The sequence below is a fragment of the Pseudonocardia autotrophica genome, from assembly GCF_003945385.1.
Classification (GTDB): domain Bacteria; phylum Actinomycetota; class Actinomycetes; order Mycobacteriales; family Pseudonocardiaceae; genus Pseudonocardia; species Pseudonocardia autotrophica.
Window position 1 is genome coordinate 5,221,859 of sequence record NZ_AP018920.1, and the last position, 11,635, is coordinate 5,233,493.

Genomic DNA, 11,635 nt, shown 5'->3' on the forward strand with positions numbered 1-11,635 from the left:
CGTCAGGGGTCGACGTGGGCACGCCCGGCCGCCGCTCCGGCGGACGCCGGAACGGTGCGGGGGCTCGGGTGGGGCGGACTCAGCCCTTGGGACGGGTGAGGACGGCGAGGATGCTCTCGGTCTCGTCGTGCGGCCGCGGGATGACGTGCACGGACACCACCTCGCCCGCCTTCTCCGCGGCTACCGCGCCCGCGTCGGTCGCGGCCTTCACCGCACCGACGTCGCCCCGGACCATCACGGTCACCAGACCGCCGCCGATCTCGCGGTGCCCGAGCACCTGGACGTTGGCCGCCTTCACCATCGCGTCGGCGGCCTCGATGGCGCCGACCAGCCCCTTGGTCTCGATCAGGCCCAGCGCTCCGCGCAGGGCGGGTGCGGCCGGGGTCGCAGTCGTCGGAGCCATGTCGTCCTCCTGAAGTGGTTCGGATGGGTGCACGGGTGCCGGATCTCAGGTCTTCTGGTAAGTGACGGCGCCGGAGCGGACGACGGTGTCCGCGATCCCGACGACGGCCAGGTCGGTCGGCACGTCCGTGCCGGCAGCCACCCGGGCCGCGCTGCCGGTCGCGACCAGCACGATCTCGCCGACCCCCGCACCGACGGTGTCGACGGCGACCCGGGACGGTCCGCCGTCGCGCTCGGGATCGTCGGCGGCGGCCTCCTGCACGAGCAGCAACGTGAACCGCTCGAGCCCGGGGCCCTTGATCGTCGAGACGACCTGTCCGAGCACCTTGGCCAGCTGCATGCCCGGGCCACCTCCGTCGGTAGACACGTGGTGGAAGGCGTGCGCCGGACCACCGCTGGCGGGGACAGTAGGTCCGGCACGTTCCGGTGAGCCTTATCCGTCCGGGACAACGTCACGGTCGGTCGTTGTCCATCGGCACCGTGGCCGGGCGGGGGTCCGCGCGGGAGCGTGCTGGATGTCAGGCACAGCCCCCGTCGTCCGGCGGCCGGGCCCGTACGCGCCAGGAGGTTCACCGGTGATCCGCCCCGAGGACGCACAGTTCCATGCTCCGACCAGCGACGACCCGCTCTGGGCGGAGACCAACTACTTCGGTCTCTACGCCGGGCAGGACACCGACCGGCCGCTCAACATCGGGCTGTACGGACTGTTCCGGGAGCCGCTCGGTGTCGTCGGGTCGACGGTCTCGGTCAACAGCCGCCGGGTCACCGCGCCCTGGGAGGCCGAGTACTGGGACGCCTGGGAGCACCTGGTCGTGCCGCAGCCGTCGAACCTGCTCGACTACGAGCTGGCGAACGGGCTGAAGGTCGTCGCCACCGACCCGCACCGGATCTGGGACGTGTCCTACTCGGACCCGGCCGCCGACCTGGAGATCCGGTTCCGGTACACGGCGCTGCACGAGCCGTACGACATCAACGACCCCGACCAGGACCCGCTCGCCGCCGATCGGGACATGGCGAAGACCTGGGGGCACGCCTACGCCGGTCACTTCGACCAGACCGGGCACTACGAGGGCGAGATCAGGCTGCGTGGCCGGACCACCCCGATCGACTGCGTGTCCACGATGGACCACAGCTGGGGTGTCCGTGCGGAGCGGCAGACCTCGCGGCTGAGCTGGCTGCACGCGCACGTCGGCCCGGAGCTGGCGCTGCACGGGCTGTTCGACTTCACGACCGAGAACGGGCCGGACGGCGAGTCGCCGCTGCGGCTCACCCACGGCTACGTCCTCGACCACGGCACGCTGCGCGGCCTCAAGGCCGGCTCCGGGGTCACCAAGCGCTCCCGGCTCTATCCGGAGCGGATCTCGATCAGCGTCACCGACTCCGCCGACCGGGTGTGGGAGGCCGACGGGCAGGCGCTGACGTCGTTCCCGTGGCAGTCCCAGCCGGGGGTCGTCGGGCACAACGCGCTGCTGCGCTGGACGCTCGACGGGCACACCGCGTACGGCGAGTGCATGGACTTCATCGGCATGGGTGAGCTCGGTGCGATCTACGACCGGGTGCACGGCGGCTCGTGATCCCGGCATGAACGCGCACTCCCCGACGCCCCGGACCGAGGCGGTGCTCTTCGACCTCGACGGCACGCTGGTCCAGACGCGTATCGCGTCCTGGACGGTCTTCTCGACGATCAACGACCGGTTCGAGCTGGGTGTCGACGGCCCGGAGCAGTACTTCGACCTGTTCCGCGGCAACGTCTACGAGTCGATCGCGAAGCTGTGCCGGGACGAGGCGCAGGCCGCCGAGGTCAAGGAGGCGTTCCTGGCGCTGCTGCGCGCCGAGTACTCGCCGCCGCTGGTGCCGGGCGTCGGCGACGTCGTCCGGCGGCTGGCGGGTCACTGCACGCTCGCGGTGATGTCGTCGAACGCGATGCAGGTGATGCGCCGGGTGCTGACCGACAACGACCTGGCGTTCTGCTTCGCGCACGTGTTCGGCGGCGACGTGATCCCGGACAAGCGGGCCGCCGTGCGGACCTTCCTCGCCGACTCGGCGAACACGTTCGGCCGCCGCTGTTCCGCCGACTACGACGAGATCGGCCTGCGTCAGGCCCCCGATCTCGCCAGCACGGTGCTGGTCACCGACACCGCGGGGGACGTCCGGGACGCGATCGAGGTCGGGATCCGCGCGGTGGGGGTCGCCTGGGGGATGCACTCCGCGGAGGAGTTGGTCGCGGCCGGAGCCGAGTTCGTCGCGCTGTGGCCGCAGGAGCTGACCGCACACCTGCTCGGCGACGCCGCGACGCTCCCCCCGGGTGGGGCCTGCGCGGTCCCACCGGCGGGTGGCGGCGCGGGCGCCCGTCCCGATTCCGGACCCGACGCCGGTTGCGGCTGCGGCTGCGATCGCGGTCCCGATGGGGGGCTCGACCCGGCGGCCGCCGGACGGGTGCGCCGCGACCGGCGGCGGATCGCGGCCGGGGCCCGGGAGCCGGGGCTCCCGGACACGTCCGTTCCGCCCGCCCGTCCCGGGCCGCAGGACGAGCTGCTCGAGGCGGTACGAAGGGTGATGCGCAGATGACCGTCCACCGCTCGCACTCGCACGGGCACGAGCTGGAGGGCGCCTACAACTTCAGGGACCTGGGTGGACTGCGCGCCGGGCCGGACCTGCGGATCCGGCCCGGCGCGCTGTTCCGCAGCGACACCCTGCAGGCGCTCACCCCGGCCGATGTCGAGCACCTCGCCGAGACGCTCGCGCTGGAGCTCGTCGTCGATCTCCGGATCGGCGCCGAGGCCGTCGAACAGGGCCGCGGCCCACTCGCGACCCGCCCGGTCAGTTACCTCAACGCACCGCTGCGTGACCTGCCGGTCTCCGATCTGCCGGCCCGCGAGCAGTCGCTGTTCTTCTACCGGGAGCATCTGTCGTCACCGGCGTCGCCGCTGGCGACGGTGATCCGCGTGCTGTGCGCCATGGCGGGCCGGCCGACCCTGCTGCACTGCGCCGCCGGGAAGGACCGGACCGGCCTGGTGACGGCGATGACGCTGCGCCTGCTCGGCGTGGACGACGACGACATCGTGGCCGACTACCTGCGCTCCGGGCCGAACATGGTGCGCGTCGTCGAGCGGTTCCGGAGCTGGCCGCGCTACCGCGACCACATGGCGACCGTCCCGTCCGAGGTCTATCAGGCGCAGGAGTACACGATCCGCGGGTTCCTCGCGATCCTCGACCGGGACCACGGCGGAGCGTCCGGCTGGGCGGAGCAGCGCGGGATCGGACCGGCGGAGCTGGACCGGCTCCGCGACGGCCTGCTGCTGCCCGCCGGCCGATAGCGGCGACGTCGCACCTGCGGGTTCGGACGACGATCACCGAGGCGAGGAGAGCTGTCCCTGGCGCTGTCCGGCGAGGAGCACGAGTTTGTGGTCGACGAGTTCCTGCACCGCGTACCGCACGCCCTCGCGACCCTGACCGCTGTCCTTCACCCCGCCGTAGGGCATGTGATCTCCTCGGAACGACGGCGAGACGTTGACCATCACGGTCCCCGCCTCCGCGCGCCGGGCGAAAGCGAGGGCCGCGCCGACATCCCGGGTGAAGATCGCGGTGTTGAGCCCGAACCGCGAGTCGTTGACCTGGCCGATCCCGGCCTCGAGATCCGCAACCCGCTGCACGGTGACGACGGGCCCGAAAGCCTCACCGCACACCAGATCGGTCTGCGGGGACACATCGGCGACCACCGTGGGGGCGACGACGCGCCCGGAGGCGGTGCCACCGGTCAGGACGCTCGCACCATCCACCCGGGCCTTCTCGATCCACCCCAGCAGCCGCTCGACCGCACCGTCCCCGATCACCGGTCCGACGACGGTCCGCTCATCGGCCGGGTCGCCGGCAACCAGCGCCTCCACCGCGGGCACGAGTTTCGCGAGCAGTGCGTCGTACACCTCGGCGACGGCGTAGACACGCTGAACGGAGACGCAGGCCTGCCCGGCGAAGGTGAACCCACCGGTGACGATCGCGTCGACCACCGCGTCGAGATCAGCACCGGTGTCGGCGAGCAGCGCGGTGTTCGATCCCAGCTCGAGCACATGACGCTTGCGCGGGGAACGTGCCTTGAGGGCCCACCCGACCGCCGAGGAGCCGGTGAAGGTCAGTACGGCGACACCGGGGTCGTCCGCCCAGATCTCGACGATCTGCTCCGGCGCACCGGTCACCACGTTCAGCCGCCCAGCCGGCACTCCGGCCTCGGCGAGCAGCTCGGCGAGCAGCCCGGCGGTGAGCGGCGTCCGCTCGGAGGGCTTCAACACCACCGCGCAGCCGGCCGCCAACGCCGGTCCGATCTTGTGCAGTACGAGGTTGAGCGGGAAGTTGAACGGCGTGATCGCGGCGACCACCCCCACCGGAACCGGCACGGTGACCGCGAGGACATCGGTACCTACACCGGGCTCGAACGGAACGAACTCGCCGGACAGCCGCGTCGCCTCCTCGGCCGAGAGCCCCAGTGTCGTCCGCGCCCGTACGATCTCGCCCGCCGCGGCGGTGACCGGCTTACCCGCCTCGGCCGAGAGCACCTCGACGAACTCGGCCGACCGCTCCTCCAGCAGTCGTTCCGCTTTCCGCAGGACCGCGGCGCGGGCGGCCGGGCTCCACTCGCGCTCCATGGCGCGGCGAGCGGCGTGAACCGCGTCGGCTACCTGCTGTTCACCGGCGACGGCGTAGGAGCCGACCGCTCTGTCGTCGTAGGGCGAGCGGACGGTGGCGGTGTCGTGGCCGGGCACCCAGGTCCCGTCGATGAACAGCTTCTGGTCACGCATCGGACAGCTCCTCCGTCGTGGTGGTGAGGTGATCGAGAACCGTGGACGTGAACTCGTCGGTGCCCGCGGTTCCACCGAGGTCCCGGGTCCGTACACCGGATGCCAGCGCCGCCTCCAGCGCGGCGAGCAGCGCAGCTGCCGCGGTGCTCTCACCGAGGTGGTCGAGCATCAGCGAGGTGGCCCAGATCTGGCCGGTCGGGTTGGCGATTCCGGTTCCGGCGATGTCGGGGGCGGAGCCGTGCACCGGTTCGAACATCGACGGGTGCTCACGCTCGGGGTTCAGATTGGCACTCGGGGCCGTCCCGATGCCTCCGACGACCGCCGAGGCGAGATCGGAGAGGATGTCACCGAGCAGGTTGGATGCGACGATCACGTCGTGCTCCCGGGGGCGCAGCACCAGATCGGCGGCCAGCGCATCGACGAGCACCTTCCGCAGGCGGATCGGGGTCTCCGGGCCGCTGTGGTTGATCCGCTCGACGGCTCCGGCAACCACCTCGTCCCAGAACGGCATCGTGTGGACGATCCCGTTCGATTTGGTGGCCGACGTCAGGCCGCCGCGCCGGGAGGCCGCGAGCCGGGCAGCGAACCTCGCGACCCGATCCACCCCGCGCCGGGTGAACACCGTCTCCTGAACCGCCGCCTCCTCGGGCCGGCCGCGGTAGATCCGTCCGCCGATCTCGGAGTACTCGCCCTCCACGTTCTCGCGCACGATCACCAGGTCGATGCCGCTGCCGTCGGACAACGGCCCCGGGACCCCGGGGAGGCTGCGCACCGGGCGGAGGTTGACGTACTGCAGGAACGCCCGCCGGATCGGGAGCAACAGCCCCCAGAGCGTCACATCGTCGGGGATGTCGGGCGCGCCGACCGCCCCGAGCAGGATCGCATCGCCGTCCGCGAGGCGGGCCAGGCCGTCCTCGGGCATCATCGCGCCGGTCCGCCGGTAGCGCTCCGACCCCCAGTCGCGGTCCCGCCAGGTCACGGCGAAACCGAACTGCTCGGCGAGGGCGTCGACACACCGGAGTGCGGCGGGGACGACTTCGAGACCGATCCCGTCCCCGGCGATGACGTCGACGATGTGCGGGCGGCTCACACCGTGGCCCGGGTGGCGCCGTTCCCCGCTCCGGCCCCCGCGAGCGATTCGCCGGGCGCCAGAAAGATCTTGTCCACTTCTCCTCGCTGCTGCGCCTCCAGCGCGGCCGCGGCGTCGGTCAGGTGGTAGGTCGCGGTCCGCAACTCCGTCAGCGGTAGCTGCGGGAGCAGCGCGGCGGCCCGGTGATGGGTATAGGGATTGATCGCCGTCCCGAGCAGGCTCAGCTCTTTCGCGTAGATCTCCTGCGGGTAGACGGTCGCGGGGTCGCCGGGTGCCGCCACGCCGAAGAACAGGACCGTGCCGCGGCGGGCGGCTCGGGCCACCGCCTGTTCGATCACTCGCGGCGAGCCGACGGCGTCGATCTGGTAGCTGAACCCGTATCCGCCGGTGAGATCGCGGACGATGTCCTCGATCTCACCGGTGGTCGGGTCGAGCGCGATGTCCGCACCGACCCGCAGCGCGAGATCACGGCGCTCCGCGCGCGGATCGAGGACCACGATGGGAGAAAGGCCTGCACGGCGGCACAACGCGACGAGGACCGCCCCGGCCGGGCCGCAGCCGTAGACCGCGACCGGAAGCCCGGAGACCGCGCCGAGCCGATCCATCGCGTGGATGCTGCACGCGATCGGCTCGGTCATCGATCCGAGTGCGGCCGACACCCCTTCCGGGAGGTCGTAGGCCAGACGGGACGGAACGGCGAGGTATTCGGCCATCCCGCCGTCGACGTGCACGCCGTAGGCCTCCTTGGCCGTGCACATGTGCTCCTGTCCGATCCGGCAGTAGAGGCACTCACGGCAGTACTCGTGCGGTTCCACAGTCACCGACGCTCCGACCCGGGCGGGATCTACACCGTCGCCGACCTCGACGATCCGGCCGGCGATCTCGTGGCCGATGGTCAGCGGGTACCGGCACGGGAACGTCCCGTGCAGGATGTGAACATCAGTGGCACACATCCCGGCGGCCTCGACTGCAACCAGGACCTGGCCGTGCGCCGGGCGCGGATCGGGGACGTCCTCGATCCTCAGATCTCCGGGACCGTGAACGCGGACAGCTTTCATCAGGGGTACTCCGATCGGGTTGACGGCGTCATCGACGCCGAGTGGTGTGCTGGGGCGAGGCACCACGGCCCGCGCGTCGGCGGGCCGGTCGTCAGCGGGCCTGCTCACCCACCGGTACGCGGTGCGGGCGGACGCCGTGGCGCTCGAGCATCGCGAGGTCCGGCGCCGTGATGGCGTCGTCCACGACGACGGTGTCGACGACATCCAGCGGGCAGATCCGGACGAGGGCACGCGTATGGAACTTGCTCGAGTCGATGACCAGCACGACCTCGTCGGCGATGTCGATCAGGGCACGCTTCGTGACGGCGTCGAAGTCGTTGGCGCAGAACACACCGGCCTCGTTGACACCACTGGCGGCAAGGAAGAGCCGGCCCACCCGGAGCTCAGCCAGGGTGGTCAAGGTTGTCGCTCCGGCGAACGACATCGTCTCGTGGTGGAGCACTCCGCCACTTCCCACCAGCGTGATCTCCTCACGGTGCATGAGCTCGCCCAGAACGGTGGCGGAGTGGCTCACGACCGTGTTCGGCTGCCCGGCAGGCAGCGCACGGGCCACCTCGAGGACGGTTGTACCGGCGTCGAGCGCGATGTGGTCGTCGGGCGCCACCAGCTCCGCCGCAGCCTGACCGGCACGCTGCTTGGCGAGGAACTCGCGCCCCTCGCGCTCCAGGTAGCCGCCGCTGCCGCTCAGCGCCTCGGGCGGCAGCACGCTGACGCCTCCGTGAACGATCCGGACCTTGCCCTCCTCGGAGAGGCGTTGCACGTCACGCCGGACCGTCATGTCCGACACCCCCAGCGTCTGCACCAGCTCGGAGGTCGCACAGAAGCCCTGGCTCCGGACGAGTTCGAGCAGCCGGGCGCGGCGGGACGGTGCGGACCCGTACCGCATGCCACTCATGACGTCTCAGCTCCGGACAGCACCCGCAACCGGCGAACGGACTCGGTGACCAGGAAATCGTCCACATCGGATGCGGAGATGGCATCCGACCACACCGCGCGCCCGGCGAGGAAGCCGTCTGCACCTCCCTCGACGCAGGCGGCCACCGCTGCCGGGAAGTCGGCGGGTGCCACGCCCGACGACAGCACGACCCAGGGGCAGTCGAGCTGCCCGGAGATCCGGGTTGCCTCGGTGGTGAGCTCGGCGGAGGATCCGCGCCCGTAGGACGGGACCTCGGCCTTGTACAGCGAAGGCCGGACCGTCGCAAGATCCTTGGCCGCCTCGACCAGAGCGTCGTTGCGTTCGACGTCGGTCCATGACGCGATGTCGTGCGGCCGCACCACACCCTCGACGATCCCCGGCAGGCCCGCCGCGGTGCACAGGTCCATGAAGCGCCCGGCCAGCTCGATCGCGGCATCCCGCTCACCCGGGAGCCACGGCACCAGCATCTTCAGTGCATCGGCGCCGTGCGCGTGGATCATGTCAACGGTCAGGTCCTCGTCGAGGGACGCGCCGGTCACCGGCCCGCCCGGCTCCTGGTGCAGGATGTCGGCGGCGAGGATGAACGCACACTCCGGATCACGCACGGCAGCGGCACCGAGCCCCTGGAAGCGGTCCAGCAACACCGCGGACGCATGCGGGGTGAGCGCCTGTGCGGCGCGAGTCTTGAAGTCGGTCAGGTCGGCATCCGTCACCGGGTCATGGGTGACAGCGCCGATCATCGTCCGCAGGGACTCCCGCTGGTCGATGGCGAGCATGGAGAACCTGCCCGCAGCGTCGGTCAACGGGACGAGGGCCTCGGGCATCGTGATCGACGTCATGTGTCGTTCCTCCAGGTGGACGGGGAGTCGGTCAGAACAGCGGAAGGGCGGCCGCGGGGGCGAGTGGTGCGCTCGCCCCGAGCAGGTCCAGGTGGGCCTCAGCCTCGGCGAGATCGGGTAGCGATCCCCGGCCGTCGATCGCACGGCAGGCCAACGCGGCGCAGACAGCGGCCAGCCGGGCCGCTTCCTCGAGGCCCCGGCCGAGTATCAGACCCGCCAGCAATGCCCCGTGGAAGACGTCGCCCGCGCCCAGCGTGCTCACCAGTGGTTCGACGGCCAGCGCGGGGACGTGCAGCGGCTGCGCTCCGTCGTACACCACCGCGCCGTCGCCTCCGTCGGTGGCTACCGTGAGGGTCGCCCCCCGCGCGTGCGCCACGGCCAGTGCCGAGGTGGCCGTGGACGTCCCGGTGCGAGCGCGGAGACTCTGCAGGGTCGGTGCGTAGAGGTCGACGACGGACAGATCGAGCCCGGTGATGTGGTTGCCGTCGTCGATGCTGAGGCACCCGAACCGGTCACGGGCGGGGCCGACGACCGGATAACCGGCCTGGTCGGCATGGACCCAGTCGTAGCCACCGGGGAGCCCGCCGAGGGCCGGCCCGGGGCGCACCATCAGACACCGCGCATTGCCGGTGCGGGAGACGACCGCGACGCTCTGCGCGGTGGTCTCGCCCTGTCGGATCTCGGCGTGCCGTAGACCGACCCCCGCCGCCTCGAGCGCCGACAGCACTTCGCGCCCCAGATCGTCGTCGCCGACCGCGGTGGCGAGCTCGACGGCAACTCCCATCCGGGCCGCTGCCACCGCCGCCGTGGCCGCCGGACCGCCGCCGCTGCGCACGATCGCGTCCGCCTCGACCCGGTCGTCCGGACCGGGCAGCTCGTCGACGACGGCGATCGTGTCGTGCACGGCGGAGCCGACGAACAGCACGGAGCCGGAGAGAGGGGTAGCGCGCGGCATCGAGTCTCCTGCCAGTTGAAGTGTTGACTTTCCATCAACATGCTCTACCTTACCGACAGAACGTTGGTTTTCAAACATTTCTTGCGCGTGATCCACCACTTCCACCGCTCCGGTGAACCAGGTCAAGGAGGACTGCTCCCGTGTCGGACGTCTATCGCAAGGTCTCCCTGCGGCTCCTGCCGCTGCTGGTGGTGATCTACCTCTTCGCCTACATCGACCGCACGGTGGTCGGCTTCGCCCAACTCGACATGGGGGCCGATCTCGGCATCGGGGCGGCAGCCTTCGGGCTGGGCGCGGGGCTCTTCTTCCTCGCATACGCGTTCCTCGAAGTCCCCAGCAACCTGCTCCTCATGCGCTACGGGCCGCGCCGCTGGTTCGCCAGGATCATGATCTCCTGGGGGCTGGTCACGATGGCGATGGCGTTCGCCCAGGGGCCGATCAGCTTCTACATCCTGCGGTTCCTGCTCGGTGTCGCCGAGGCCGGTTTCTACCCCGGCATCCTGTACCTCATCACCCGATGGTTCCCCGGCCCCCGCCGCGGCCGGATCGTCGGGCTGTTCCTGCTGGCCAACCCGATCGCGCTGGCGCTCGGGAGCCCGCTGTCCGGGAGCCTCCTGTCGCTCGACGGGGTCGGCGGCCTCGCAGGATGGCAGTGGCTGTTCCTCGTCGTGGGCCTCCCGCCGGTCCTGCTGGCCTTCGTCGTGCTACGCGTTCTTCCGGACCACCCCAGTGATGCGACATGGCTGACCGAGCAGGAGCGGGCAATCGTCGCGGCGGACGTCGCCGCCGACAGCAAGCAGGTCGAGCACGTCGCGAACCACCACCCGCTCGCCGCGCTCAAGGACCGTCGGGTCCTGCTGCTCGCAGCCGGTTTCCTCGCCTATCCGTTGCTCGGGTACGGCCTGTCGCTGTGGTTGCCCATCATCATCAGCGCATTCGGTGTCTCTGCGATGGCGACCGGTTGGCTCGCGACGCTGCCCTGGATCGCCGCGGCGCTCGCCCTCATCTGGGTCCCCCGCCGCGCGGAACGCAAGCGCACCCCGTTCGCGCACATCGCGGGCACCCTGGTGCTCGCGGGGATCGGTCTGGCCGCCGGTGCGGTGTTCGACAACCCGGTCGTACAGATGATCGCGCTGTGCGTGGCGGCCTTCGGCATCTTCGCCGGCCAGCCGATCTACTGGAGCTTCCCCCAGCGGATGCTCACAGGCACGGCAGCGGCCGCGGGTCTCGCCTTCATCAACTCGGTGGGCAGCATCGGTGGTTTCGTCGGCCCCTATGGCGTCGGACTCGTCATCGACGGCTTCGGCACCGAGAGCGCCGGCCTGATGTTCCTCGCCCTCTGGGCGATCTACGGCCTGGTGATGCTCGTCTTCGTGCGCCGCATGGTCCAGCGGAATCCGATCGCAGGTGGACCGGTCGACGCGACCGCACCGCCGTCGACGATCACTCCGACCTCCGGCCGAGACCCCGCCTGAAGGCGGGTTCATGGCAAGGCGCTGCTCGTCTTCTCGCGGCGGTACCCGAACCTGCCGGGGTGGTCGATGACGTCCGGCAACTGCCCCCGGACGATTTCCCCCACCCG

The 11,635-nt window shown here is 71.0% G+C and carries 12 protein-coding genes; 4 read left to right on the forward strand and 8 right to left on the reverse strand.

What is annotated here, in order from left to right; genetic code table 11:
• Positions 1 to 79 precede the first annotated feature (79 nt).
• Entirely contained in the window at positions 80 to 403 is a 324-nt protein-coding gene (locus Pdca_RS24400) for a BMC domain-containing protein (protein ID WP_085916560.1), read from the reverse strand.
• Between the two features lie 45 nt (positions 404 to 448).
• Complete coding sequence (locus Pdca_RS24405) at positions 449 to 742, reverse strand: EutN/CcmL family microcompartment protein (protein ID WP_085916559.1); 294 nt, start codon at positions 740 to 742, stop codon at positions 449 to 451.
• A 235-nt stretch (positions 743 to 977) separates the two neighbouring features.
• Here Pdca_RS24405 and Pdca_RS24410 point away from each other — a divergent pair, with 235 nt between their 5' ends.
• Genes Pdca_RS24410 through Pdca_RS24420 form a run of 3 tightly spaced genes read left to right on the forward strand, consistent with a single transcriptional unit; the run spans position 978 to position 3,719 of the window.
• Positions 978 to 1,976: a DUF7064 domain-containing protein gene (locus tag Pdca_RS24410; RefSeq protein WP_085916558.1), complete on the forward strand. Its 999-nt coding sequence runs from the start codon at positions 978 to 980 to the stop codon at positions 1,974 to 1,976.
• 7 nt (positions 1,977 to 1,983) lie between these two features.
• Positions 1,984 to 2,970 carry an HAD family hydrolase gene (locus tag Pdca_RS24415; RefSeq protein ID WP_085916557.1) on the forward strand — a complete coding sequence of 329 codons (987 nt, stop codon included), beginning with the start codon at positions 1,984 to 1,986 and terminating at the stop codon, positions 2,968 to 2,970.
• The gene (locus Pdca_RS24420) at positions 2,967 to 3,719 is read left to right on the forward strand and encodes a tyrosine-protein phosphatase (protein ID WP_085916556.1); all 753 of its coding nucleotides are present in this window, start codon (positions 2,967 to 2,969) and stop codon (positions 3,717 to 3,719) included. The genes Pdca_RS24415 and Pdca_RS24420 overlap by 4 nt, the downstream gene beginning before the upstream one ends.
• Before the next feature lie 33 nt (positions 3,720 to 3,752).
• On the opposite strand, the gene Pdca_RS24425 is transcribed toward Pdca_RS24420, so the two are convergent.
• The 6 genes from Pdca_RS24425 to Pdca_RS24450 form a co-directional block, all read right to left on the reverse strand.
• Positions 3,753 to 5,195 carry an aldehyde dehydrogenase family protein gene (locus Pdca_RS24425; RefSeq protein WP_085916555.1) on the reverse strand — a complete coding sequence of 481 codons (1,443 nt, stop codon included), beginning with the start codon at positions 5,193 to 5,195 and terminating at the stop codon, positions 3,753 to 3,755.
• Complete coding sequence (locus Pdca_RS24430) at positions 5,188 to 6,285, reverse strand: isocitrate/isopropylmalate dehydrogenase family protein (RefSeq protein ID WP_085916554.1); 1,098 nt, start codon at positions 6,283 to 6,285, stop codon at positions 5,188 to 5,190. The genes Pdca_RS24425 and Pdca_RS24430 overlap by 8 nt, the downstream gene beginning before the upstream one ends.
• Entirely contained in the window at positions 6,282 to 7,343 is a 1,062-nt protein-coding gene (locus Pdca_RS24435; RefSeq protein ID WP_158092362.1) for an alcohol dehydrogenase catalytic domain-containing protein, read from the reverse strand. Before Pdca_RS24435 ends, Pdca_RS24430 begins: the two co-directional genes overlap by 4 nt.
• A 91-nt stretch (positions 7,344 to 7,434) precedes the next feature.
• Complete coding sequence (locus tag Pdca_RS24440) at positions 7,435 to 8,238, reverse strand: DeoR/GlpR family DNA-binding transcription regulator (RefSeq protein ID WP_085916552.1); 804 nt, start codon at positions 8,236 to 8,238, stop codon at positions 7,435 to 7,437.
• The gene (locus Pdca_RS24445; RefSeq protein ID WP_085916551.1) at positions 8,235 to 9,098 is read right to left on the reverse strand and encodes a hypothetical protein; all 864 of its coding nucleotides are present in this window, start codon (positions 9,096 to 9,098) and stop codon (positions 8,235 to 8,237) included. The genes Pdca_RS24440 and Pdca_RS24445 overlap by 4 nt, the downstream gene beginning before the upstream one ends.
• Positions 9,099 to 9,129: 31 nt before the next feature.
• Entirely contained in the window at positions 9,130 to 10,053 is a 924-nt protein-coding gene (locus tag Pdca_RS24450; protein ID WP_158092361.1) for a carbohydrate kinase family protein, read from the reverse strand.
• Positions 10,054 to 10,193: 140 nt separating this feature from the next.
• Between Pdca_RS24450 and Pdca_RS24455 the strand changes: the two genes are divergently transcribed.
• Positions 10,194 to 11,528: an MFS transporter gene (locus Pdca_RS24455; RefSeq protein ID WP_085916549.1), complete on the forward strand. Its 1,335-nt coding sequence runs from the start codon at positions 10,194 to 10,196 to the stop codon at positions 11,526 to 11,528.
• Positions 11,529 to 11,635 lie beyond the last annotated feature (107 nt).